This is a genomic window from Streptomyces aurantiacus (genome assembly GCF_001418335.1).
Taxonomy (GTDB): domain Bacteria; phylum Actinomycetota; class Actinomycetes; order Streptomycetales; family Streptomycetaceae; genus Streptomyces; species Streptomyces aurantiacus.
In genome coordinates this window covers 35,990-61,208 of sequence record NZ_LIPP01000099.1, presented here as the reverse complement: position 1 = coordinate 61,208, position 25,219 = coordinate 35,990, and the positions used below count along the sequence as shown (strand labels likewise).

The following is a 25,219-nucleotide window of genomic DNA, read 5'->3' as shown; positions in this document are numbered from 1 at the left end:
CCCCGCCACAGCGAGACACCACCGCGAAGGAATTGACATGCCAACCCCCGGCCAAGCATGGATCATCACTGGGCCGACGTCCGGAATCGGCCGTCGTACCGCGCTGGAGCTCGCCGGGCACGGCACTGTCGTGCTGGTGGGCCGAGACCCGGACAAGCTCAAAGAGGTGGAAGCCGAGATCAGCGCGCAGGCCGGGGGTCACGCGGTATCGGTCGTCTGTGACTTCTCCGACATCCCGGGCGTGCGCCGCGCCGCCGCGCAGATCGTCGCACTCGGCCTTCCGCTCGCCGGCCTGCTCAACAACGCCGGCATCATGCCGAACCGCGCCGACCGCACCGCACAGGGATGGGACCTCGCTTTCACGACCAACCACCTCGGACCGTTCACCCTGACGGAGGCGCTCATTCCGCACCTGCCCGACGGTGCGAACGTCGTCTTCACCTGCTCGGGCGTCGAGGACCCGGAGCGCAAGCCCGCGGTGACCGCCGGTTTCCGCGGCGGGCGCTACATCTCCGCCGAAGCCGGCGCACGCGGCGAATGGCAGCCCGGCGGGTCCTCCAAGCGAGGCTTCGACGCCTACGCCACCTCCAAACAGGGCAACCTCGCCACCGTCCTCGCCTTCGCCCGCGAAACCCCAAGACTCCGTTTCATCGCGGTCGAACCCGGTTTCAACCCCGGTACCGGCCTCGGCCGCGACGCGAACGCCGCCCTCCAACTCCTGGCGAAGTACGTGCTCGCGCCGCTGGCGCCCCTCATCAAGTACTGGAGCACTCCGAAGCGTGCCGCACGGCTGCTCGCCGGGGTGCTGACGAGCGAGTCGCAGCAGTCAGGGGTGTACTACGACGAGAACGGCAAGCCCATGCTGGGCTCTGCCCAGGTGCGTGACGCCGCGTTCAGCGACCGAGTCGTCGCGGAGACCCGTGCCCTGCTCGCCCGCGCTCCCAGCGAGATCCGCTAGCCAGTGCCGTGACAGGCAGCCATGTGCTCGGACAGACCACCTCATGAATGCCCGAGGCCGGCTCGTACCGTTGTCGCCCGGACCGGGTCGAACGAGACCCGCGTGTGCGCCCCGTCCTCCGCCCAGACCACCTCCACACCCGTGGCGTCGGCCAGCACCCGCGTGACGGCCTCCGGCAGTGGGCCGGGGCCCGGTTCGCCGGTGAGGGCGGCCAGGCACACATGCAGGGAAGTGCCGTCCGTGCTGTCCGGGCCGGCCGTCTCGCCGGTGAGGCGGGGAATCTCGGCCCACGGTACGTAGGCGGTGCCCTGCGGGGCGCGGACCGTCTCCGGCTCGGGGCTCCAGCCGTACAGGCCGTGCAGCGCCGAGACCAGGGGCTCCCGCGGACCGGTCGCCCACCCGGTGTGGGTGAGGCGTGCCCCGGCAGGCGCCCCCACCACGCGGTGCACCCGCAGTTCGTACGGTCCCCGCGCCACCGTCACGCTCTCCACCCGCAGCCCCGGCACCATCGGGGGACCGCCGGCGAAGACGGGCCGGTGCCACGACGCCGCCCAGCCCCAGCCGTCGCCGTGTCCCGCGCCGAGCGGGTGGACGCGGCGGCGCACACTGGGCCGGCCGTTCACCTCCACCGACAGGTGGTTGTCCGCGAGGTTCCCGGCCGCCGTCGGGCCCGTCCGCGTCGAGTAGGCCTGCCGGCCGTAGTGCGGGTCGTCCCCGGCTGCCGACTCCGCCTCGTGCGGGCGCACATGGTCACTGCCGTGGTTGTGCAGCCGTACGATCCCGTCGTCGCGTGTCGCCTGGACGAGCAGTCCGGGCGCGGGCAGGGCCAGCACACGGTCGGCCTCCTCCACCGGCGCGGGCTCCTCCGTCGCTGTCCACAGCGGGTGGTCGGCGGGGGCGAGGAGCGCGACGAACGCCTTCGACGCCCAGTAGGGCGAGGCCGGTCCTGAGTACGACTGCAGGGTGGCCTCGCGCGGGCCGTACCAACCCAGGCTCAGCAGACCGTCCTCGGTCAGCGCCCCGCGGTCGAGGAAGTGGCGCAGGCTGCCGCCGGCCAGCCGGCGCGAGGCGCCCGGCGTCAGCGGCGTGTGCCCGGTCAGCGCGCCGAGACCCACGGCCGCGGAGGCGGCGAAGCGGTACGCGAGCGACCGGCCGAAGTGCAGCGGCGCCCCGTCCGCGCCGAACATCAGCCCGAAGCCGTCGAGGTGCTCGCGCAGCCGGCCGCCGTACCGGGCGAGGAGCGCCGAGTCCTTGGAGAGGTGCGCGTCGAGCACCGGATACAGGTGCAGCGCCCAGCCGTTGTAGTGGTCGAAGGCACGTCCGTCCCCGTCGGCGTACCAGCCCCCGCCCCGGTACCAGCTCTCCAGCAGATCCAGCGCCCGCCGGCGCGCCGCTGCCGTCTCGGCGTCGCCGCGGCCCACCGACTCCAGGAACCCGGCGACCGTGTACGGGAAGAGGTACCAGTTGTTCGGTGCCGGCACGTGCCGCAGTGACCCGCGCAGCCATTCCTCCACCCGGTCCTGGACACCGGCGTCGAGTTCCTTCCAGAGCCAGGGCGCTGTCAGGCGCAGCCCGAGCGCGATCGACGCCGACTCGACCATGGGCTGGCCCTGGACATCGTGGTCGAGGATCAGCGGCCAGGACTCGGCGTCGTCGCGGCCCGGGGAACGGGTGCCCGAGGCCAGGCCCTGGGCGTACCGCTCCATCCAGTTGTGCGGATCGTCGCCGCCCGCGCCCGCGACCCGGAAGCCCGCCGCGAGGAACGTCCGGGCGAACCCCTCAAGACCGTCGGAGCGCACCCCCGAGCGCGAGGGCCGCCCCGGCAGGTCCAGCAGGGCGTGGCCCGGGGTGCTCCAACGCCATGCCGCTGCCAGGAGCCCGTCCGCGACGGCCTCCCAGTGGGCCCGGGTGTAGCCGGTGTACGGGCTCGACGCACGGTCCTCGGAGGGGAGGCGGAAGGGGAGTCGGGAGAGGGCTTCGAGGGGGGTGCTCATGCCAGGAACGCCAGCCTTTCGCGTCGTACGGGGTGGAGGAAACCGGTGCCGGACGCCCAGCGGGCGGTCTCGGCGAGCGCGAGATCGGCCAGGCGGCGCCACTCGTTGCCCTCGGAACCCGCCAGGTGCGGGGTGATCAGCGCGTTCTCGCAGTCCCACAGCGGATGGTCCGCCGGCAGGGCCTCGGGCTCTGTGACGTCCAGCACGGCCCGGATCCGGCCCGCCAGAACGGCGTCGGTGAGCGCCCGCTGGTCGACGACGGCTCCGCGGGAGGTGTTGATGAGCGTGGCACCGGCGGGCATCGCTTCGATCAGGGGGCGGCCGACCAGGCCCCGGGTCGTGGGAAGGAGCGGGGTGTGCACGCTGACGGTGTCGCAGCGCGCGAACAGCTCCGGCAACTCGACGCGCTCGACTCCGAGTCGGGTGGCGTCCGCGTCACTGATGTGCGGGTCGTGGAGCAGCACCTCCATGTCGTGCGGGCGCAGCAGCTCGATGACCCGGCGGCCGATCAGCGACGCCGACAGGATGCCGACGGTGCTGCCGTGGTTTCCGATGTCGCGCGGGGTGCGCAGCCAGTTGTCCCTGGCCCGAGAGACCCGGTAGTCGCGGGCGCGTTCCAGGACGTGTTTGCCGGTGAGCAGGATCATGGCGAGGGTGTACTCGGCGACGGGAAGGGCGTTGGCCGCGGCGGCGGAGGACACCTCGACGCCGCGCTCCCAGCACGCGTCCGTGACGTGCCCGCGCACGCTGCCCGCGGTGTGTACGACGGCGCGCAGCCGCGGCGCCGCACGCAGTACCTCCTCGTCCAGCGCCGGGCAGCCCCAGCCGGTGACGAGCAGGTCGACGTCGGCCAGCAGCGACCTCGCCCGCGGTGTCGACAGGTCGTCGAGCACCGGGGGAGGGGCGAGGTCGCAGACCTCGCGGAACGCGGCGAGCACCTGGTCGTCGAGGACGGCCGCGGCGGCGTCCTGGGACATGGCCACGGCGGCACGGGGCCGGAAGCCGGGTCCGGGGGCGTGCAGGGTCACTTGACGGCTCCGGCGGTCAGGCCACTGCGCCAGAACCGCTGGAGCAGTACGAAGGCGAGGATGAGGGGCAGTACGGCGAGCAACGACCCCATGATGACCACGGGGTAGTACTCGGGCGAGACGGACGCCGAACTGTTCCACTGGTACAGCCCGAGGCTGACGGGATACAGGTCCTGGTCGGACAGCATCACCATGGGCAGGAAGAAGTTGTTCCAGATCGCGGTGAGCTGGAAGAGGAAGACGGTGACCAGGCCGGGGCCGAGCATCCGCAGCGACACCCGGACGTATGTGGTCAGTTCGCCCGCCCCGTCCACCCGCGCGGCCTCCAGCACCTCGTCGGGCACGTAGCCCCGGCTGAAGATGCGGCCGAGATAGACACCGAAGGGGTTGAACAGCACGGGGATGAACACCGCCCAGAAGGTATTGACCAGGCCGGCCTCGGAGGCCATCAGGTACAGCGGCAGCGCGAGGACCGTCTGCGGCACCATGACCGCCGCGAGCACCAGACCGAACAGCTTCTCCTTGTGCCGGAAGCGGTACTTGTCGAAGGCGTAGCCGCAGGCGACGCTCAGCAGCGCGCCGATGGCGGCGCCGAGCACCGCGTACAGCAGGCTGTTCAGGTACCAGCGGCCGTACAGCCCGCCGTCCATGGCGAACAGGTCCTTGAGGTTGCGTACGAGTGAGAAGTCGCTCAGGGACAGCAGGTCGCTGCTGAACAGCGCGTCCCGGTCCTTGGTGGCGGCCAGCACCAGCCACAGCACGGGCAGCAGGGTGTAGAGGACGGAGACCGCGACGACCACGTTGACCGTCGCCCGGCCGATCAGACGGGGGCGGAGCAGGGAGCTGTCGGTGGCGCTCATCGGGCCTCCTCGGCGTCGGCGCGGCCGGTGAAGCGGGTGACGCCGTAGGACAGGGCGATGGTGCACATGAGCAGGACCACCGAGGCGGCCGCCGCCAGGCCGTAGTTGTTGCGGGTGAACGCGGCGTCGTAGATGTACATGCTCGGCGAGAAGCGGGAGCTGATCATGGGGGAGGACTGGCTGAGCAGCATCGGTTCGGTGAAGAGCTGGAGCGCCCAGATCAGGGTGAAGATCGCCACCATGACGATCGAGGCGCGCACCAGGGGTGTCTTGACCTGGAGCGCTGTCCGCACGGGTCCCGCGCCGTCGACCACGGACGCCTCGATCACCTCGCGGGGTACGGCCTGCAGAGCGGCGTAGAAGACCACCATGTTGTAGCCGAGGTTGCTCCACACGGCGATGTTCACGATGGACGGGACGACGGTGTGGATGCCGAGGAAGTCGATCGTGATGTCCGCGCGGGCGAACAGGTCGATCACCGGACTGATGCCGGGCGTGTACAAGTACAGCCAGATCAGGGCGGCGATGATGCCGGGCACGGCGTGCGGGAGGAAGAGACCCAGTTGGGCGAAGGCCCGCAGCCGGACCGCCCCGGAGTCCAGCAGCAGCGCCAGGACGAGCGCGCTGACGACCATGAGCGGAAGGTAGATCAGGCAGTAGAGCGCGACCGTGCCGAGCCCACCGAGGAACGTGGGGTCGGTCAGGACGGCCGCGTAGCTGCGCAGTCCGACGAAGACGGTGCGTTCGGCACCGAAACCGAGACCGGGCTGGTCGTCGCTGAAGAAGCTGAGGTAGACGGCTGTGCCGACGGGGATCAGGAAGATGGTGGTGAGCAGGGCGAAGAACGGCGCCATGAGGACGATGACGGCGCCGGATCGGCGGCGTTCGGCGGCCCGGCGGGCGCGCAGACCGGAGGCGGAGAGGGCCGGCCCTTCGGTGCGGGACGCGTCGGCCGGTACCCGGGCCCTGGCGGTGGTGGTCATGCGGTGTCACCTGCCTTCTCGTCGGCTCAGGTGGTGTGCTGCGTGGTGGACAGGCCCAGGGCCTTGAGGTCGGGCATGGTCCCCTCCTGTGCGGTGCGCAGGGATGCGGCCAGCGATCCCTGGCCGCCGCCGACCCGGGCGAAGGAGTCCTGCATGACTCTCTGGGTGGCGCTCATCCGCGGTCCCCACCGCCAGCCCTCGCCGATCTTCTCCGCCTCCTGTTCGAACAGGCGGTAGATGTCCTGTCCGCCGTAGTACGACCGGTCGAAGGCCTTGCGGCCCACGGCGACCAGGCCGGGGGCGGCCGGATACTGGCTGCTGGTGCCGCTGGAGAGACGGGCGCGCAGGGCGTCGGGGTGGGTGACCTGCCACTCGATGAACTCCATCGCGGCCTCGGGACGGCGGCTGTCCTTCGTGACGGCGAACGTGGAGCCGCCGTGTGTGCCCACGGAAGGGCTGCCGGTGTCCCACTGGGGGAGTGGGGCGATCCGCCACTGGCCCTTCTGCGCGGGCCGGGCGTTCATCTGCGCGCCGGCGTCCCAGGCACCGCTCAGCCGGGTGAGTACCAGCCCGTTGCCGATCTGCGCGTCGGACTGCCTGCTCTCGACCGCGTTCACGAACACGTCGTCACGGTCGATGAGCCGCTGCCAGTACCGCGCCACGCGCCGCGAGGGCGCGTCGGCGAGGGAGACGTTCCAGGCTCCTTCGGAGGTGTCGAACCACTGGGCGCCGGCCTGCCAGGCGTAGGCGGCGAACTGCGTCATCCCGTCCGTCGGGAACAGTACGAGTCGCCGGTCGGCGGCCTTGCGGCGAACGGTGGCCGCCTGCTCGGCGAACTCGTCCCAGGTGCGGGCGACTTGGAGCCCGTACCGGTCGAAGAGATCGGCGCGGTAATGCATCACCATGGGCTCGACGTCCAGCGGAACGCTGAACACCCGCCCCTCGAACGTGGTCTGTGCGAGCGCCTGCGGCAGCAGCTTGCGGCGCAGGCTGTCACTGACGAGGCCGGTGATGTCCCGGGCGACTCCGTCGATGGCGAACCCCGGCACCTGCGGATACTCGATGGTCGCGACGTCGGGCGCGTTGCCCGCCCGGGCGGCGTTGCTCAGCTTGGCGTAGCCGCCCTGGCCCCCGGAGGGGATCTGCTGGAAGTCCACCCGCACTTTGTCGTGCGTGCGGTTGAAGGCATCGACCACCTCCTGGCTGCCGCGCAGGGCGGACCAGAAGGTGATGCGCGTCGTACGGCCCGTGCCCGCCGACGAGGCACCGTTGTCCCCGCTGCAGGCGCTCGCGGCTCCTGTCAGCGGTACGGCGGCCATCGCGGCGAGCACGGACCGACGGTCGGGTCGTCCGGGCATGGCGCCTCCCGCGGCTCCTGCGTGTCCGGGGGGACACGGCTGTTCGGGACACGGGAATCCTCAACGCTTCGATCCAAACGGTCAATAGATCGATCAGAAGAAAAACAAACGCTCAAACGCTCATTAGTTGGGCGTGGTGACATCGACCGTGGCGGCATCGCTCCGACCGGCATCGTCCCGAGCGGTATCGCTCTGAGCGGCGGTTCCCTCCAGGGGACCCCGCCATGCCCGGGTGGAGCCACGCACCATCAGCCGCGGAAGCAGCTCGACGCGGCGCGCGGGTCGCTCCCCGCCCTCGCGAAGGCGTTGGACCAACAGCTCGGCGGCCACGCGGCCGACCTCCGCCTTGGGCGGGGACACGGCTGTCAGGGGGGACGTGGCGAGCGCGGCCACCACGTCGTCGTACGCCACGACGGAGCAGTCCTCGGGCACCCGCACCGCGTCGTCCGCCAGTTGCTGGACGACCATCAGCGCGTCCACGTCGCTGTGCAGCACCACCGCGGTCGCCCGCACCCTGCGCAGCAACCGCGGCAGGCCGGCCGTCTCGTCGGCGGTGTATGGGCCTTCGCGCCCCGCCTGCGGGGATATCAGCGCCCACGCCCACTCCTCCAGCAGCGGATGCGCCCCGGCGATGCTCGTGAAGGCGGCCCGCAGCGTGCGCGCGGTCGGACTGTCCTCCCGGGTCGCGAACACGATCCGCCGGTGACCGAGCCCCACCAGGTGCTCCACCGCGAGATGAGCGCCGTACCAGTGGTCGGAGCACACCGAGTCCAGGGCGTGTGCCGCGCTGCCCTGCCGCGGACGGCGCTCCATCAGCACCGTGGGTACGTCCAGCGCGGCGAGCCAGCCGTGGTCGGCGTCCTCCGCCGCCCTGCTGTGCCAGCGGGGCGCGAGCAGCAGACCGCGGGCGCCGTCGGCCAACGCCCGTTCCACCAGGGGGCGTTCGGCGCCGGTCACCTGGGGGGCGATGTGCAGCGCCATGCGCATCCCGGCCTCCTCCAGTGCCGTACGCGCGCCATGCAGGGTCTCGGTCAGGTACGAGTGCCGTTCCGGCACCACGACGGCCACCCTGTCCCCTTCGGAGAGGCCGCCCGAGAGGACCTCCTGGGCGGGCAGCGTCGACCGGACGACCCCGTGTCCGCGACGCAGCCTGCCCTCGCGCGTCAGCTCCTCCACGTCCCGGCGCACCGTCACCACCGAGACCTGCAACTCGTCGGCGAGGTCCCGGACCCGCGCCGCTCCGCGTGCCTGGACCGCCGCCAGGATTCGCTGGCGCCTGAGATCGACCGGCTCCCGCACCTTGCCCCACCCCGAAATGTTCGTTTGAACGATTCCGGTCATCATAACGATCGCCTTGCTCCGCCGTCACCACAGGGAGTGGGTGCCACGAGCGATGACCGGATCACCGAGGCCGTGGGCCTCTCGATGCGGCACGTCCGGCGGCATGTCCGCAGCAAGGAGAGCTGTGCCTCGCGCCGGCCCTGCCGGTGGTCCTGCTGCGGGCAGCCCGGCACTCGGGCAAGCGGCGCAAGGCACAGGCGAGCCCCTGACGAGACAGCCCGGCAGCCTTACGGTCGTTCTTGCGTACCGTCGGCCTCGAACGCGGCAGGCCGCTGCTGCGCTGCCCGGACCCGCTCCACGTCGAGCTTGCTCGTGCGGTCGAAACGGTAGATGCCGTTCTGTTCCTGGAAGACGTCCGTCAGCTGGGTGTAGCAGTAGCCGAACATGCCGGAGTCGTCGAGCAGGACACCGGTCAGCCCGGCGAAGCGCTGGTGGAACTCCTCCTCGTCGCGGGGGCGTTGGCCGTAGCCCCAGGAGAGCAGCCGGTCCTCTCCGACGGCCCGCGCCTCGTCGGGATTCCACCAGATGCCGCCGAACTCGCTGCAGAAGTAGGGCTGTCCGCGGTAGGGCAGGGACCAGGTGGACTGCGGCGTCTCGTCCTGCGGGTTGACGAAGGGGGTGTTCTTGTCCAGCCCCGCCATCAACTTGCGGAAGACCTCGGGGTCCTGTTCGTAGCAGTGCGAGTCGTAGACGTCGGTGTCGAGTACGCGGTGGGCGTAGCCGGACGCGTCGAGGACGGGCCGGGAGGTGTCCGCTGCCTTGGTGGCGAGGAACATGGCACGGGTGACGTCGTCGAGAACGCTCTGGCGGTCCGTGAGTTCCTGGCGGGTTTCGTTGAGTGGACACCAGCCGACGATCGACGGGTGGGAGTAGTCGCGCTCCACGGCCTCCAGCCACTGGGCGACGAAGCCGGCGGTCGGCTGCTGGTTGTCGCCGCTGACCGGCCCCGTCGCGGCGCCCCAGTCCCCGAACTCGCCCCAGACCAGGTAGCCCAGCCGGTCCGCGTGGTGCAGGAAGCGCTCTTCGAACACCTTCTGGTGCAGCCGCGCGCCGTTGAAGCCCGCGGCGAGGGAGAGTTCGATGTCGCGGATCAACGAGGCGTCGTCCGGCGCGGTCATCAGGCCGTCGGGGTACCAGCCCTGATCGAGCACCAGGCGCTGGAAGACGGGTGCGCCGTTGATGAGGATGCGTTTGCCGTCGAGTGTCACCGAGCGCAGTCCGGCCGTGGACACGGTGCGGTCGATCACGGTGCCGTTCGGGTCGGTCAGTTCCAGGACCAGCTCGTACAGATGCGGGTCCTCGGGTGACCAGGTGCGGCGGCGGTCCGAGGGGAGGGGCAGGACGAGGCGCGGCGCGAGGTCGAAGTCCGCCGACACGGAGCTTCCCACGACCACGCCCTGGGCGTCGCGCAGTTCGCCGCGGACCCGATGGCCGATCCGCCTTCCGGCCAGCGGCACCTCCACGTGGAACGAACCGGCGGCCAGGTCGGGTGTGATCCGGGGGCGCCGCAGATGTGTGGGGGCGACCGGCTCCAGCCACACGGTCTGCCAGATACCGGTGGTCCGGGTGTAGACACAGCTGTGGTTGGCGTACTCCGTGGACTGCTTGCCGCGGGCCTGGGGGCCGCGGGCGCTGTCCCGGGCCCGCACCACGACGACCGCCTCCTCGCCCGCTCGGACCACATCGCCCAGGTCGGCGGTGAACGGGGTGAAGCCGCCGCTGTGCCGGGCGACTTCGTGCCCGTTGACCCAGACGGTGGCGTCGTGGTCCACGGCGCCGAAGTGCAGGAGTGGCCGACGGCCGGCCCAGGCGTCGGGGACACGCACCGTGCGCCGGTACCAGACGGCGTGGTGGAAGTCCGTGTCGCCGATCCCGGACAGTTCCGACTCCGGGCAGAACGGGACGAGGATGCGCTCCGGCAGTTCGGAGGTGACCAGGCCGCGCTCCAGGCCGCTGTCGCCGGGGTCGCGGGCGAACTGCCAGGTGCCGTTGAGGTTGAGCCAGTCCTGGCGGACGAAGGAGGGCCGGGGGTACTCCGGCCGGGGGATGGCCGCCGGGCTGGACGAAACCGCGGTCGGGGGATGCGCATCGGGCATGGCTGTGTGTCTCCTGCGGCGGGGGATCGGATCGGACTCGTATCGGACTCACCGGACTCATACGTCGCCGGGCTATCTCAACATCCATTTACAGCGCTGTAAAGACCGGCCGAACGCGGCAGCGTGGGATCGGGTGCGGCGCTCAGGCGGACGGAGTCCGAGCCGGTGCGGATGCCGCTCCCGGAGCCGGAGCCGGAGCCGGTGCGGGTGCCGGTGCGGGTGCCGGCGCGCTCTCGCGGACCACGAGTGAATGGCCGACGGTCTCGTGCCGGCCCAGGCCGTCGTACCCGTCCACGCGCTCAAGCAGAAGATCCAGCGCGCGCCGGGCCAGCTGCGGGCCGTCGGCACGGATGGAGGTGAGGCTCGGCCGGACCGCCGACGCCAGAGTGATGTCGTCCCAGCCGGTGATCGCGACGTCCTCCGGTACCCGAAGGCCCCGGTCGGTCAGGGTGCGCAGCGCCCCCAGGGCGGCCAGGTCGTCGCGGCAGAGGATGGCGTCCGGCGTCATACCGGCGTCGAGCGCGGCCGCGAGGGACGCACCGGCGGCGTCCGCGTCGGCCACGCTGCCGGTGACGACGAGCGAGGTGTCGACGGGCAGCCCACAGGCCTCAAGCCCCTGCTGGTAACCGATCAGACGCTGCTTCGACGTCTCGGAGGGCGCCGGGCTCTCGGCGCACAGGAAGGCGATGCGCCGTCGGCCGAGCGCGGCCAGATGCTCCACCACCTGCGCGGCCGCCGCGATGTTGTCGATGTGGACGTGGTCGACACTGAGCGGGGCGATGCTCTCGCCGAGCAGGACGACCGGCACGTCCCTGCGGTGCTGGGCGATCTCGGTCGAGGTCAGCCAGACCGGCTGGAAGAGCACTCCGTCGACGATCCCGGCCTCCTCCGTGGAGAGGATCGCCCGCTCGACCTCGGGCGCCCCGCCCGACTCTTCGAGCAGCAGCCGGTAGCCACGCTCGCCGGCCGCCTCCGCGATGACGTGGGCGAGCTCGGCGAAGTAGGGAATGCGCAGATCGGGGAAGGCCAGGGCGAGCATCCTGGTGCGGCCGGTGGCGAGGTTGCGGCCGCGCATGTCGGGACGGTAGCCGAGCTCGTCGATCGCGCTCTGCACCCGGGCCCGCGTGCTTTCACGCACGTGTACGTAGCCGTGGACGACGTTCGAGACGGTCTTCGGCGAGACGCCTGCATGCTTGGCCACATCGCTCAGCCGGACGTTGGACACTTCGCTCCTCGGTGACGCTCGGTCCTTGGTGCCACGCGACGCTCCGTCGGCGGTCTGCGACTCTACCGGGCCGTTCCCGGCCCGCGTCGGGTGCACCGGACGGTCGAGCGGGCACGCCGAAAACATGGGCGGCAAGTGGTTGACACTCAATTTTACAGCGCTGTAAGTTCGCCGCGCCCGCTTGCACACGGCTCACGCGCCCCGAGGTTGCGTGACGGACCTCTGGAGGCAACGAGGTGACGACCGGAACAAGGCGCCCCACGAGCCGAGGCGTACGAGGGATCAGCCGCCGCGGCCTCCTCGCGTCGGCCGGCGTCGGCGCCGGGGCCCTGCTGGGCGCGGCGGGACTCACCGGCTGCGGCGGCGACGCCTCGGGAAGCGGTGGGACGACCATCCGTTTCTACGAGCAGAAGACGGAGGTGCTCGCCTACTTCGACAAACTGCTGCGGCAGTTCGAGAAGCGGCGTCCGGGGATCAAGGTGATCCACGACGACACCGTGATCATCGCGCCGCAGTTCGTCCGTGAGAAGCCTGCCGACGTGGGCTGCTTCAACGACAACCTGGAGCTGGCCCGCTACATCGAGCGGGGCGTGCTCTCCGACCTGTCGGACCTGCCCGCCGCGCGCCGTATCCCCGCGGACATCGGCAGACTCTCCGAGCAGTACGCGAAGTATCCGGGACGTACCAGCGTCCTGCCCTACTCGCTGGCTGCCGCCGGGGTCATCTACAACAAGCAGATCTTCGCCAAGCACCGCCTGCCGGTGCCGACGACCTGGTCCGAGTTCATCGACGTCTGCAAGGAGCTGAAGACGGCCGGGGTCACGCCGGTCTACGCCACGGGCAAGGACACCTGGACGATATGGCAGGGGCTCTTCGACTACGCGGTCGGCAGCCTCGTCGACACGCCATCCTTCTTCTCCCGGCTCGACGAACAGGGCACCGACATCGGACCGGACTCGGCCGTCTCCTTCCAGAAGACGTTCGCCGAGCCGATGGACCGGGCGCGCGCCATCACGAGGTACTACAACCCGGACGCCGCCTCCCGTTCCTACGCCGACGGCAACCTGGCCTTCGGCAAGGGCCAGGCGGCGATGTACCTCCAGGGCCCCTGGGCGCTGTCCCAGATCGCCGCGGTGAACCCGAAACTCGACGTCGGGACGTTCGCGCTGCCCGTCACGGACCGGGCGAGCGACCGGCAGGCGAGGGTCAACATCGACCTCGCGCTGTGGATCCCGACCGGCTCACAGCACAAGGACGAGGCCCGGGAGCTCGTCAACTTCCTGATGGAACCCGCGATCATCAACGGCTACAACCGGGACAACCTCGCCTACGGAGTGACCGAGGACGCGCCGCCGGCCAAGGACCCCCGACTGGCCGGCCTGCAGCCCTATGTGGACTCGGCCGCCTTCTACCCGGGCGCAGGAACGTTCATCCCGGTGTCCATCCCGCTGGGCAACTACCTTCAGAGCGCCATCTCGTCGGGCAACTTCGAGTCCATGCTCAAGCAACTCGACAGCGACTGGCGACGCCTCGCGATCCGCTCCTCGGCGTAAGCCTGCCGGCGGGTCGCGGGCGGGTCGCGGGCGGGCCGCCGACGGGCCTCCGCGGCGTCGCGACGCCAGGCACGCTCTCCCCGAGGTTCCCCCCGAGGTCCCCGAGGCTCTTGGAGCAGGGGCGATCCCCACTCACCGCACCGGGAGCAAGACGCGAGTACGGCCGGTACGAGGCCCCGCGTCAGGCGCTCGTCCAGCCGCCGGCCGGCCGGGGACCCTCGGAGCCCGCACCGGCCGCCCGACCGCCGCTCCCTCACCCACGGAGATCCATCAGGAGCCCTCAGCCCCGCCCAGAGCCGCATCGAGGAGAAGAGCCCATGTCCGTTTCCGCCCGGGTCGCACGAGGTGCGGCCGGCGCGAGCCGCCGCGCCGGGCGACGCCGTGTCGAACCCGTCTTCTACTGGTTCCTGCTGCCCACACTGCTGCTGTTCACCGCCCTGGTCCTGCTCCCCGCCGTGGTGGGCATCTTCTACAGCTTCACGGACTACGTCGGCTTCGGAAACTGGTCGTTCGTCGGGATCACGAACTACCGGGCCGTGTTCTCCGACCCGGCCGTCTTCGACGCCTACGCGTTCACCATCGGCTTCGCCCTCGTCACCGTGATCCTCGCCCAGGCCGTGGCGCTCGCACTCGCGCTGGGGCTGACCAGCCGCATCCGGTTCGCGACAGCGCTGCGCAGCATCTTCGTCATCCCGATGGTGATTTCCGGCATCGTCATCGCCTACGTCTTCAACTACCTGTTCTCCAACACCCTGCCGAGCGTGGCCGGATCCATCGGCTTCGGCCCGCTGGAGGAGAGCATCCTCGGCAACCCGGACCTCGCCTGGATCGCCATTGTCATCGTGTCCGCGTGGCAGACGATCCCCGGCGCCCTGCTGATCTACATCGCGGGCCTGCTGTCGATCCCCGACGAGCTCTACGAGGCCGCCGCCATCGACGGGGCGTCGCCCTGGCGCAGGTTCAGGTCCGTCACGCTGCCGCTGATCGCCGGATTCATCCTGATCAACACGATCCTCGGCATCAAGGGCTATCTGAACGCCTACGACATCATCGTCGCGCTCACCCAGGGCGGGCCCGGCACCGAGACCCGCAGTGTCGCCATGACGATCTTCACCGGATACACGGGCGGCGACTACGCCTACCAGATGGCCAACGCGACCGTCTTCTTCGTCCTCACCGTCGTGGTCTCGCTGCTGCAGTTGCTGGCCACCCGGGGAAGGGGCCTGCGACTCTGATGACCACCACCCCGACGCACGCGCGCACCACACCCCCTGGCACCGAGCCCGACAGCCGGCCGCCGGTGAACCCGAAGCGGAAGCGGATCGGCGCCGCCAGTCGGACGGTCACGATCAGCCTCATGATCGCCGCCCTGGTGGTCGTCATCCCCCTGTACGTCACGATCGCGATGTCGCTCAAGTCGACGTCCCAGGCAGCCGACGGGAACGCCTTCGCCCTGCCCTGGCCGCTGAACCCGGACAGCTTCGCCACCGCGTGGCGTCTCACCGACTTCCCGGTCTCCTTCGGCATCTCGCTCGCGGTGGCCGCCGCGACAGTGATCGGCACGCTCGTCCTCAGCTCGCTGGCCGCGTACGCCATCGCCCGCAACTGGGACCGGCGGCTGTTCCGGTGGTCGTTCTACTACCTGCTGGGAGCGATGTTCCTGCCGTTCCCCGTCGTGGCGCTGCCGCAGATCAAACTCACCGCCCTGCTGGGCATCGACAGTCCGGTGGGCGTCGCGCTCCTGCACATCGTCTTCCAGCTCTCCTTCAGCGTCCTGCTCTACAGCGCCTTCCTCCGCTCCATCCCGGCGGCACTGGAGGAGAGCGCACGCATCGACGGCGCCACCACATGGCAGATCTTCTGGCGCATCATCATGCCGCTGCTCGGTCCGATGAACGCGACGGTCGGCATCTTCGCCTTCCTCGCCTCGTGGAACGACTACATGCTGCCGTCGCTCATCACCGCCGATCCGGCGCAGCAGACGCTGCCTGTCGTCCAGAGTATTTTCCAGAGCCAGTTCGGCACGAACTACAACATCGCGTTCGCCTCGTATCTCATGGCGATGGCGCCGACCGTACTTGTCTACCTGTTCGCCCAGCGATGGGTGATCAGCGGAGTGACCCAAGGGGCAGTGAAGCAATGACAGCCAACAGGACCATGCCCTCGCGTCCCCAGGCCCACCGCGCATCCGTTCTCCAAGGAGAGCGGTGGCGCGTCACGGTGCTGACCGACGGGCTCCTGCGACTGGAGTGGGCCGACGACGGCGTCTTCGAGGACCGGGCCTCGACCTTCGCCCTGAACCGTGCGTCCACTCCACCGCGGTTCACCGTCCGCGACGACCACGATGCGCTCACCGTTTCCACCCCACGGTTCCAGCTGCACTACGACCGACACGAGTTCAGCGCGCAGGGGCTCACCGTCACCACGCCGGTCGGCGGGCGATGGCGGTTCGGGGAGCCGGCGGACAACCTCGGCGGAACCGCCCGCACACTCGACGAGGCCGACGGGCGCACCCCTCTCGACCACGGGATCGCCGCTCGCAGAGGGATCGCCGTCGTCGACGACTCGGAGTCGTTCCTCTTCGACGCCGACGGATGGATCGCCACGCGTGGACCGGGCCGCCGCGACCTCTACGTCTTCGCCTACGGCCACGACTACACCGCGGCCCTCAAAGCCCTGTACGACCTTTCGGGTCATCCACCGGTGCTGCCCCGCTGGGCTCTGGGCAACTGGTGGAGCCGCTACCACCCCTACACGGCCGACGAGTACCTCAAGCTGTTCGACCGTTTCGACGCCGAGGAACTGCCGTTCTCCGTCGCCGTGATCGACATGGACTGGCACCGCGTCGACTCGGTGCCACCCCGGTACGGCACCGGCTGGACGGGCTACTCGTGGGAACGACGCCTCATCCCGGACCCCACCGCGTTCCTGGACCAACTCCACCGACGCAATCTCAGGACCACCCTCAACCTCCACCCCGCCGACGGTGTCCGCCCCTTCGAGGACGCGTATCCGCAGATGGCCCGCGCGCTGGGCATCGACCCCGAGTCCGACGAGACGATCCCCTTCGACCTCACCGACAAGAAGTTCCTGGACGCCTACTTCCGCCTCCTGCACCATCCGCTGGAGGACCAGGGCGTCGACTTCTGGTGGATCGACTGGCAGCAGGGCGCCACCTCCCGCGTCCCCGGCGTCGATCCGCTCTGGCTCCTGAACCACTTCCACTTCCTCGACTCCGGGCGCGAGGGCCGACGCCCCATGGCGTTCTCCCGATACGCGGGACCGGGTAGCCACCGGTACGGAATCGGGTTCTCCGGGGACTCCGTCGTGTCCTGGGCGTCACTGGCCTTCCAGCCCGAGTTCACCGCGTCCGCCGCGAACATCGGCTACGGCTGGTGGAGCCACGACATCGGGGGACACACCCGCGGCACACGCGACGACGAACTGGCCACCCGCTGGCTCCAACTGGGCGTCCTCTCACCGATTCTGCGACTGCATTCGGCGAACAACCCTTTCATCCGCAAGGAACCGTGGGAGTTCCCGCTCGAAGCACGGCACGCGATGGGAGAGGCACTCAGGTTCCGCCACCGGCTCCTGCCCTACCTGCACACCATGAACCACCGCGCGGCCGCCGGCCTGCCCCTGGTGCGCCCGATGTACCACCTCGCACCGGACAGCGCGGAAGCCTACGAAGTGCCAAATCAGTTCGCGTTCGGCAGCGAACTGATCGTCGCCCCCATCACCTCCCCGCGGGACCCCGTCACGCTGCTCGGCGCCACACCGGTATGGCTGCCACCGGGCACCTGGACCGACATCGTCACCGGGACCGTGTACGACGGCGACCGCCGGGCCGAGTTCCACCGGGGCCTCGACAGCGTCCCTGTCCTGCTGCGCGGCGGCGGCATCCTGCCACTGGCCGGGCCGGCCGAAACGGACGCCACCCGCAACCCCGAACACCTCGAACTGCTGGTCGCGCCCTCGGACAGCGGAACCTTCACTCTGGTCGAGGACGACGGACACGGCGACGGAACGAACCTGCGTACGGTCTCCACGCCACTGCGGTGGGACGCCGCCACCGGAGTCCTCCGGATCGGGCAGGCGCTGGGGCCGGACGGCATCGTTCCCGGTGAGCGGGCCTGGACCGTCACCTTCCTCGCCGAACCGCCGACCGGACCCGTACTGGTCGACGGCCAGCCCGTCGAAGTGGCCGTCGGGCAGCGGCGGTTCAGCGTCCTGACGAAGGCCGCCACCTCCTCCGAGGTCACCGTCGAGGTCGAACTTCCCGAATCCGCAGGCGCCGGCCGTTCCACCGAGAGCATCCAGAAGGTCCTCGGCGCGGCCCAGTTCGACAACCCGGTGAAGCTACGGATGTGGGAGATCGTGTCCTCGCCCAAGCCACTGGCCGCGAAGATCGCCGCCCTGCACGCTCTGCGGGTACCGGCGCCCCTGCTCGGCGCCGTCGTCGAACACCTCACGGCCCGGGACGAACAGAGCTGAGGGCGAGGCAGTGTCAGACGGTGCCGTTTCGGCTCAGGAGCCGGGCGAGCCAGTCGGTGCGGGTTCGGCGCGCGGTGGCCGAGATGTGTGCCTGCGGGTACAGCGCGTCGAAGCCGTGGAAGCCGCCCGCCCAGACGTGCAGTTCGGCCTGGCCGCCGGCCGCCCAGACGCGGGTGGCGTAGTCGGTGTCCTCGTCGCGGAAGACTTCGGCGGAGCCGGTGTCGATGTAGGCGGTGGGCAGGCCCGAGAGGTCTTCGGCCAGCGCGGGCGAGACATACGGGGACACCTCGCCGTCGGCGAGGTCGCCGAGGACGGCATGCCAGCCGAACTCGTTCATCTCGCGGGTCCAGACACCGGGCACGCCGGAGTACTGGCGGCTGGAGGTGCTGCTGTTGCGATGGTCGAGCATGGGGCAGATCAGCACCTGCGCGGCGATCGCGGGGGTACCGAGATCGCGGGCCAGCAGGGCGGTACCGGCCGCGAGCCCGCCGCCCGCACTGGCACCGGCGACGACGATCCGGGCGGGATCGATGCCCAGCTCCTCGGAGTGTTCGGCGATCCAGAGCAGCCCCTGGTAGCAGTCGTCGACCAGGGCGGTGCCGGTGGCCTCCGGGGCGAGCCGGTAGTCCACGGAGACCACGACCGCGCCGAACTCGTCGAGCCACTCCAACGGGATGTCGATCTGCGAGAAGCGATCCCCCATGACCATCCCGCCGCCGTGCATCCAGTAGACGCAGGGCGCGGCGGCGGCGCCGTCGGTGTGCGCGGGGCTGAAGACCGACAGGGCGATCGAGGCACCGTCCTTGGCGGGCACGGTGACCTCGCGCCGGTCGACCCGCCGGTGGGCGAGCAGGGACTCGACGGGCGGCGAGGGGTACTGGCGCAGTTGCGCGAGTACCTCGGCGCTGAGCTGAGACATCAGCGGCATGTCGGCCAGCAGCTCACGCAGTTCGGGGTCCAGGTCGGGTCGCAGTGTGGTCATGGCTTGTTGCCTTTCATGGGGTGGGTGCCGGACGGTCGGACGAGGACACGCGGCAGGCCGACAGGCCTGCCGGTCTGGAGCCGGGAGACTGTCCGGTTCAGAAGGCGGCCTTGCCGCGGACCGGGACGTAGTCGGTGTACTCGGACTCCCCGGCCAGCAGCCCGTCGATCTGGGCCACGATGGCCTGGGCGGCCTCGCCGGCGAAGATCCGGTGGTGGTCCTCCTCGCTGCTCCACCCCTCGGTGACGTGGACGACGTCGGGGTCGGACGCGGAACGGCACACGAGGTAGACGACGCAGTACTCGCTCGCGCCGGGGCTGCCCTCGTGCAGACCGGTCAGCAACAGGGCGACCAGCCGGTCGCCCATGCCGGGCCTGGCGGTCAGGGTGGCGTTGAATCCGTAGCCGACGTTCATGATGCCTTCTTCTCGGTCGATGGAGTGCGGTGATTCCATTGAACCGAGCTGACCTGCGCAAACGGTAGAACGATGCTCGCGCCTGTCTGCACAATCCTCGCGGACGCCGGAGCGAAGGTACCGACGAGTGCTGCAATGGACGCATGTACCTCGAAGAGTTCCGCACGCTGCTGGCCCGGCACGTCCGCCCCGACTGGACCACCGCCATCGAGGGTGTCCTGATCTCGAAGGTCGACCGGCCGGATCCGCCGGCACCCTCCATGTCCGGCACGGTGCTCGCCGTCATCGCCCAGGGCGCCAAACGCCTCGCGCTGGGCGACCGGGTCTACGAGTACGGCCCGGGCCAGTACCTGGTCGCGTCCGTCGACCTGCCCGTCACCGGCCAGTTCACGCAGGCGGACGCCGAGCGGCCGGCCCTCGGCTTCGGTCTCACGCTGGAGCCGTCCGCCGTCGCGGAACTGTTGTTGCAGGCCGGTCCGGGAGACACCCCCCGCGTCGGCGGAGGCGCGCCGTCGGGGATCGCCGTCTGCGACGCTCCGCCCACACTGCTCGACGCCTCGGTACGGCTGTTGCGCCTGCTCGACGAACCGCGCGACCGCGCCGTACTGGCCCCGCTGGTCAAGCGCGAGATCCTGTGGCGCCTGATCACCGGCGAGCAGGGTGCGACGGTTCGCCAACTCGGCCTGGCCGACAGCAGTTTGAGCCATGTCTCCCGGGCCGTGCGCTGGATCCGCGAGCACTACGCGGAACCGTTCCGGGTCGAGGACGTGGCGCGGATGTCCGGCATGAGCGTCTCCGCCTTCTACCGCAACTTCCAGGCGGTGACCGCGATGAGCCCCATCCAGTTCCAGAAGCAGATCCGGTTGCAGGAGGCCCGGCTGCTGCTCACCACGCACCCGGGCGACGTGACCGGAGTCGGCCGGCGCGTCGGCTACGACAACCCGTCACAGTTCAGCCGCGAGTACCGCCGCCAGTTCGGCGAACCCCCGAGCCGGGACGCCGCCCGCCTGCGGGACACCGTACGCACCCCTGCGGGCGTCCTGCCGTGAGTGAGGTGGACCAGGCGGGAGGATCGTGCAGGGAGGAGCGAGGATAGTTCTACTGTTTCAGCAGGTCATGGCGATTGAATGGGATCACGAGTTCTCCCGTGGGGTAGGAAAGTGCCTGCCTTACGCGGATCCCGACACATCGCAAGGGGCACAGCATGAAGACAGTTCTGATCACTGGCGTGTCATCCGGATACGGGCGGGAGACCGCCCTCCACTTCCACTCGCAGGGGTGGAACGTCATCGCCACGATGCGTACTCCGCGTACGGGCGTCCTGCCCGAGTCGGACCGGCTCCGCGTCGTGGAGCTCGACGTGACCGAGCCCGACACCATCACCGCCGCGTTCGAGGCGGCGGGGCCCGTCGACGTCCTGGTCAACAACGCGGGCATCCCCTCGATGGGTGTGTTCGAGGGCATGCCCATGGCCCGGGTGCGGGAAGTCTTCGAGACCAACACGTTCGGCGTCATGGCGACGACACAGGCGGTGCTGCCCCAGTTGCGCGAGCGCGGTTCCGGCGTGGTGGTCAATGTGACCTCCAGTGTGGTGCTGGGTCACATGCCGCTCACGGCCGTCTACAAGGCGAGCAAGATGGCCGTCGAGGGATTCACCGCGTCCCTCGCGCTCGAACTGGCACCGTTCGGTGTGCGGGCGAAGACGGTCGAGCCGGGCGCCTGTCTGACGACGAACTTCGCTGCCAGGTCGATGAGCGGCGGGTCGCCGGACGAGCTGGTTCCGGCGCCCTACGCAGCCTGGGCGAAGAAGACCATGGACGAGTTCACGAGCCAGGACCTGTTCACCAAGGAGAGCGACGTCGCCGAGACGGTGTGGCGCGCCGTGCACGACACGACCGGCCAACTGCGGTTCCCGGCCGGCCCCGACGCGGTCCGGCTCGCCCAGGCGAAGTGAGTACCCGGCACCGGAAGTATTCACCCGGCAGGCGAGGTGACGCCGCGCTGCTGCCACCGGTAACAGCTGTTACTGCTGGGAAACAGGAGCTGTTCCGGCACGAAACATGTATCGCTCACGTTTGTCCGTGTCTGCGAGGACGTCGTCCTGCGCGAGTGGCATAGGAGGACCGTGAGCACGTCATCCCCTTCATCCCCCCGGCGCGAGACCCATGCATGAGGTGCTGTGGGTGACGGGGCTGGTGGGCGGGGTGTTGTGCCTCGTCGGTCATCTGCCGTCTCCCGCGCGGCAGTGGCTGCCGCACGCGCTCGCGACGGTGGCCATGTCGGCGATGGCCCCCGGAGTGGGAGACCGCGGGCTGTTGGTGGCGGGGGCCGCCGTGATCGGCGGCGCGTGTCTGTGGGAGATGCGCGCCGGGTGCGCGTTCCGCAGAGCTGCCGAGTCGGTGAACCTGGCGGTGATGGCGCTGCTGACGGCGGCTGCGGCGGTGGTAGGACAAAGTCACCACGGCGGGGAAGGCGAGGAAGGTCTCACTGGTCTCGCGTCGGCCGGAGTCGCGCTGTGGCCGGTGCTGTTGTCCCTCGCCTGCTGGGGCGTGGCCAGGGCGGGTGTGGTGCTCGTCCGGCAGGCGTGGCCGCCCCGGATCGCCGCACGCTCACCCGGCAGGCGCGCGCTTCTGCTGGGAGAGGCGGGCGGCGGGCTCATGGTCACCGCCATGGCCGTCATGCTCGGTCTGCCCTGACGACGAAGTCGGGAGGATGACGGTGCCCGCGCCGAAGTCGCCGCCGCAGTAAGGGAGTTGAGGGCGAGGCGGTGCGGTCGGGAGCAGCCGCGCCGCGGCTCCGAGAAATCTGACCCTGTCGCTTTGGATCTCGATGTGTAAGCATTGGATCCAATCAATAAGCAATCGGATGCACGAGGTGAGCGATGCTGAGACGCGAGGACAACGAGCGCGTGACGCGCACCGGCCCGGGCACGCCCCTCGGACAGCTCATGCGCGCCTACTGGCAGCCGGTCGCCCTCGTCTCGGAGATGCCCGACGAGCGACCGGTCAAGGCGATCCGGATCATGAGCGAGGACCTGGTCCTCTTCCGGCGGGACGACGGTCCGGGTGTGGCCGGCGAGGAGCCGGCGGACCGCCCGGTCGCCGACCGCACGGGACGGCCGGAGGGCCCGGCCGGGACCGGAGCATGGGGCCTGGTCGGCCGGTACTGCGCGCACCGGGGCGTCGACCTCTCCTTCGGGCGCCGGGAGAGCGGCGGCCTGCGGTGCCTCTACCACGGGTGGCTGTACGGCCCGGACGGCCGGTGCCTGGAACAGCCCGCGGAACCCGAACACAGCAGCTTCGCCGCCAAGGTGCGCATCCCGAGCTACCCCTGCGTGGAGCGCAACGGCATCGTCTTCGCCTACCTCGGCACCGGCGACCCGCCCCCCTTTCCCGCGTACGACTGCTTCACCGCTCCCGAGGAGTACACCTTCGCCTTCAAGGGCCTGTGGGAGTGCAACTGGCTCCAGGGCGTGGAAGGCGGGATCGACCCGAGTCACGTCTCCTTCCTGCACCGCTTCGTCGGCGAGGACCCGCGCGAGGTGTACGGGCAGCAGTTCAGCGAGGAGGTGGAGGGCACCGGCAGGAAGCTCTCGGAACTGGTCGGGGCCAGCTTCCGCCCGGACATCGAGGTGGAGAGCGCCGGGCACGGACTGCGGGTCTTCGCGCTGCGCGAACTCACCGAGGACGTCCGGCATGTGCGGATCACCAACCTGGTGTTCCCCAACGCCTTCGTGGTGCCCTTCGGCAACGGCAAGGTCTTCTGCCAGTGGCACGTCCCGATCGACGACGAGAGCCACTACTGGTTCATGATCCTCTACGACTTCGAGGAGGTCACCGACAAGGAGACGCTGCTGGCGCAGCGCCTCGCGGAGGTCTCGCTCCCCGACTACCGGCCGCTGCGCAACCGTTCGAACAACTGGGGCTTCGATCCAGAGGAGCAGCGGGAACTGACGTACACCGGCATGGGCCTTGACATCAACGTCCACGACCAGTGGGCGGTGGAGAGCATGGGGCCCGTCCAGGACCGGACCGTCGAGCGGCTCGGTATCTCGGACCGCGCCGTGACCGCCAACCGCAGACTCCTGCTGAAGGCGATCGCCTCCTTCGAGAGCGGCCATCCGGTGCCCGGTCTGCCGCTCGACGCGCAGGAGGCCGAGGAGCTGACCGGGCCCCTCGCCATCGACACCATCACGCCGGTGGACGGCTGGGAAGAGGCCTGGCGGCACCGGGAGTCGGAGCGGCGCGCGCGGTCACCGTGGGCGCGGCGGGAGGTGCGCGATGCGCAGCGCTGACGAGCGGCCGCGGGCGCAGGGCGGTGACGGACCCGCCGCCCGCCCGCTGACCTCCGCCGGAGCCGGTGGCTTCGTCGAGCGGCACGGCCTGTGGGACGAGCGGCAGCACGTGGCCGCCGGGCACGTCCGCCGGGTGATCGACGAACTCGGCCTGGAACGGGTGCGGTTCTCCTTCGCCGACCAGCACGGGGTGCTGCGGGGCAAGACGCTGACGCGAGAGGCGGTACCCGGCGCACTGCGCTCGGGAGTCACCGCGCCGTCCTCCCTGCTCCTGAAGGACACCTCCGGCCGGACCGTCTTCCCCGTCTTCTCGGGCGGCGACACCGGCGGCGCGACCGGCGGCGGGGTTGGCGGTGAGCGCGGCGGCGGGATGCTGACCGGCGGTCGCTTCGCCGGGGCCGGCGACATCGTCCTGGTGCCCGACATGACGACGTTCCGGGTACTGCCGTGGGCCGATCGGACCGGCTGGATCCTGTGCGACCTCTACCACCCCGACGGCACCCCGGCGGCGTTCTGCTCGCGCGGTCTGCTGCGCGACAGGCTGGCCGCCCTGGCGGACACGGGGTACGACCTCACGGTCGGTGTGGAGCTGGAGTTCCATGTGTACCGTCCCGCCGGGGGCGTGCCCGCGCCGGTGGCCGTCGGACGGCCCGGCGCCCCCGGCCCGGCACCGGAGGTGGAGCCCCTCACCAGCGGCGCGCAACTGCTGCACGAGGAGGGCCTGGACCGGCTCGACGACCTGGTGGGCCTGCTGTACCGCGGGCTCACCGGACTCGATCTGCCGTTGCGTTCCCTGGAGTTGGAGTTCGGGCCCAGCCAGCTGGAGCTGACGCTGGACGCGCGCGACGCGGGGCAGGCCGCGGACGACGCGCTGCTGGCTCGTGCGGCGGTGCGGCAGATCTGCCACCGGAACGGCTACCACGCGACGTTCATGTCCCGCCCCGCCACGGCGGAGACCGCGTCGAGCGGCTGGCACCTGCACCAGTCGCTGCGCTCCCGGGCCACCGGCGAGGCCGTCTTCGACCCGGCGCCCGGCTCGGCGCCGGGGGAGACGCTGTCCCGGGTGGGCCGGCACTACCTCGCCGGGCTGCTGGCACACGCGCCCGCCGCCACCGTCTTCACCACGCCCACCGTCAACGGCTACAAGCGGTACCTGCCGATGTCGCTGGCTCCCGACCGGGTCGTGTGGGGCATCGACAACAAGGGCGCCATGGTGCGGGTCGTCGGCGCCCAGGGCGGGGGAGGCACCCGGCTGGAGAACAGATCCGGCGAGCCGGCGGCGAACCCGTACCTCTACATCGCCTCGCAGGTGGTCAGCGGGATGGACGGGATGGCCCGGCGACTCGACCCGGGACCGCCGACCACCGACCCGTACGACGTCGGAGCCCGCGCCCTGCCCGGCTCGCTCGCCCAGGCGCTGGACGCGCTCGACGCGGACCCGGTCTTCGCCGACGCGCTCGGCCGGGACGTCGTCTCCTGGCTCACCACGATCAAACGCGCGGAGTTCGCGCGCTACCTGGCGCATGTCTCGGACTGGGAGCAGCGCGAGTACTTCGACTTCGTCTGACCGCACACCCCGGCAGTCCGCATCCCGGCAGTCCGCACCCCGGGAGTCCGCCCCCGGCCCTCCGCGGC

General features: G+C 70.5%; 20 protein-coding genes. 10 read left to right on the top strand and 10 right to left on the bottom strand.

The window, feature by feature from the left end:
- The first annotated feature begins 37 nt into the window (after positions 1 to 37).
- The gene (locus AOK01_RS14570; protein WP_055511556.1) at positions 38 to 958 is read left to right on the top strand and encodes an SDR family NAD(P)-dependent oxidoreductase; all 921 of its coding nucleotides are present in this window, start codon (positions 38 to 40) and stop codon (positions 956 to 958) included.
- 41 nt (positions 959 to 999) lie between these two features.
- Here AOK01_RS14570 and AOK01_RS14565 read toward each other — a convergent pair whose 3' ends face one another.
- The 8 genes from AOK01_RS14565 to AOK01_RS14530 form a co-directional block, all read right to left on the bottom strand.
- Positions 1,000 to 2,952 (bottom strand): DUF2264 domain-containing protein, encoded by a 1,953-nt coding sequence (locus AOK01_RS14565; protein ID WP_055511554.1) that lies wholly within the window; start codon positions 2,950 to 2,952, stop codon positions 1,000 to 1,002.
- Positions 2,949 to 3,980, bottom strand: a complete 1,032-nt coding sequence (locus AOK01_RS14560; RefSeq protein WP_079103422.1) for a hydroxyacid dehydrogenase — start codon at positions 3,978 to 3,980, stop codon at positions 2,949 to 2,951. The genes AOK01_RS14565 and AOK01_RS14560 overlap by 4 nt, the downstream gene beginning before the upstream one ends.
- Entirely contained in the window at positions 3,977 to 4,840 is an 864-nt protein-coding gene (locus AOK01_RS14555) for a carbohydrate ABC transporter permease (protein WP_055511552.1), read from the bottom strand. The genes AOK01_RS14560 and AOK01_RS14555 overlap by 4 nt, the downstream gene beginning before the upstream one ends.
- Positions 4,837 to 5,823, bottom strand: coding sequence for a carbohydrate ABC transporter permease (locus AOK01_RS14550; RefSeq protein ID WP_055511550.1), 987 nt, complete (start codon positions 5,821 to 5,823; stop codon positions 4,837 to 4,839). Before AOK01_RS14550 ends, AOK01_RS14555 begins: the two co-directional genes overlap by 4 nt.
- 26 nt (positions 5,824 to 5,849) lie before the next feature.
- Entirely contained in the window at positions 5,850 to 7,181 is a 1,332-nt protein-coding gene (locus tag AOK01_RS14545; RefSeq protein ID WP_055511548.1) for an ABC transporter substrate-binding protein, read from the bottom strand.
- A 123-nt stretch (positions 7,182 to 7,304) separates the two neighbouring features.
- Entirely contained in the window at positions 7,305 to 8,480 is a 1,176-nt protein-coding gene (locus AOK01_RS14540; protein ID WP_079103426.1) for a substrate-binding domain-containing protein, read from the bottom strand.
- A gap of 269 nt (positions 8,481 to 8,749) precedes the next feature.
- Positions 8,750 to 10,618 carry a glycoside hydrolase family 2 protein gene (locus AOK01_RS14535; RefSeq protein WP_055511546.1) on the bottom strand — a complete coding sequence of 623 codons (1,869 nt, stop codon included), beginning with the start codon at positions 10,616 to 10,618 and terminating at the stop codon, positions 8,750 to 8,752.
- 142 nt (positions 10,619 to 10,760) lie between these two features.
- Entirely contained in the window at positions 10,761 to 11,843 is a 1,083-nt protein-coding gene (locus AOK01_RS14530) for a LacI family DNA-binding transcriptional regulator (RefSeq protein WP_079103421.1), read from the bottom strand.
- Between the two features lie 236 nt (positions 11,844 to 12,079).
- Between AOK01_RS14530 and AOK01_RS14525 the strand changes: the two genes are divergently transcribed.
- The 4 genes from AOK01_RS14525 (at position 12,080) to AOK01_RS14510 (ending at position 17,893) form a co-directional block, all read left to right on the top strand.
- Positions 12,080 to 13,396, top strand: a complete 1,317-nt coding sequence (locus AOK01_RS14525) for an ABC transporter substrate-binding protein (protein ID WP_063792795.1) — start codon at positions 12,080 to 12,082, stop codon at positions 13,394 to 13,396.
- A gap of 317 nt (positions 13,397 to 13,713) precedes the next feature.
- Positions 13,714 to 14,631, top strand: a complete 918-nt coding sequence (locus tag AOK01_RS14520) for a carbohydrate ABC transporter permease (RefSeq protein ID WP_055511545.1) — start codon at positions 13,714 to 13,716, stop codon at positions 14,629 to 14,631.
- Positions 14,631 to 15,539 (top strand): carbohydrate ABC transporter permease, encoded by a 909-nt coding sequence (locus AOK01_RS14515; RefSeq protein ID WP_055511543.1) that lies wholly within the window; start codon positions 14,631 to 14,633, stop codon positions 15,537 to 15,539. Before AOK01_RS14520 ends, AOK01_RS14515 begins: the two co-directional genes overlap by 1 nt.
- Positions 15,536 to 17,893, top strand: coding sequence for a glycoside hydrolase family 31 protein (locus AOK01_RS14510; protein WP_055511541.1), 2,358 nt, complete (start codon positions 15,536 to 15,538; stop codon positions 17,891 to 17,893). Before AOK01_RS14515 ends, AOK01_RS14510 begins: the two co-directional genes overlap by 4 nt.
- Positions 17,894 to 17,906: 13 nt before the next feature.
- On the opposite strand, the gene AOK01_RS14505 is transcribed toward AOK01_RS14510, so the two are convergent.
- Positions 17,907 to 18,875: an alpha/beta hydrolase gene (locus AOK01_RS14505; protein WP_055511539.1), complete on the bottom strand. Its 969-nt coding sequence runs from the start codon at positions 18,873 to 18,875 to the stop codon at positions 17,907 to 17,909.
- A 97-nt stretch (positions 18,876 to 18,972) separates the two neighbouring features.
- Positions 18,973 to 19,290, bottom strand: a complete 318-nt coding sequence (locus AOK01_RS14500) for a putative quinol monooxygenase (RefSeq protein WP_055511537.1) — start codon at positions 19,288 to 19,290, stop codon at positions 18,973 to 18,975.
- A gap of 143 nt (positions 19,291 to 19,433) precedes the next feature.
- Here AOK01_RS14500 and AOK01_RS14495 point away from each other — a divergent pair, with 143 nt between their 5' ends.
- The 5 genes from AOK01_RS14495 to AOK01_RS14475 all read left to right on the top strand — a co-directional run bounded on the left by AOK01_RS14495 (position 19,434) and on the right by AOK01_RS14475 (position 25,151).
- Positions 19,434 to 20,339: an AraC family transcriptional regulator gene (locus AOK01_RS14495; RefSeq protein ID WP_055511535.1), complete on the top strand. Its 906-nt coding sequence runs from the start codon at positions 19,434 to 19,436 to the stop codon at positions 20,337 to 20,339.
- Positions 20,340 to 20,494: 155 nt separating this feature from the next.
- On the top strand, positions 20,495 to 21,244 hold the full coding sequence (locus AOK01_RS14490) for an SDR family oxidoreductase (protein WP_055511532.1): 750 nt from the start codon (positions 20,495 to 20,497) through the stop codon (positions 21,242 to 21,244).
- 211 nt (positions 21,245 to 21,455) lie between these two features.
- Entirely contained in the window at positions 21,456 to 21,986 is a 531-nt protein-coding gene (locus tag AOK01_RS14485; RefSeq protein ID WP_055511530.1) for a hypothetical protein, read from the top strand.
- 185 nt (positions 21,987 to 22,171) lie between these two features.
- Positions 22,172 to 23,584: an aromatic ring-hydroxylating oxygenase subunit alpha gene (locus AOK01_RS14480; protein ID WP_055511528.1), complete on the top strand. Its 1,413-nt coding sequence runs from the start codon at positions 22,172 to 22,174 to the stop codon at positions 23,582 to 23,584.
- Positions 23,571 to 25,151, top strand: coding sequence for a glutamine synthetase family protein (locus AOK01_RS14475; protein ID WP_079103420.1), 1,581 nt, complete (start codon positions 23,571 to 23,573; stop codon positions 25,149 to 25,151). Before AOK01_RS14480 ends, AOK01_RS14475 begins: the two co-directional genes overlap by 14 nt.
- The last annotated feature ends 68 nt before the right edge of the window (positions 25,152 to 25,219 follow it).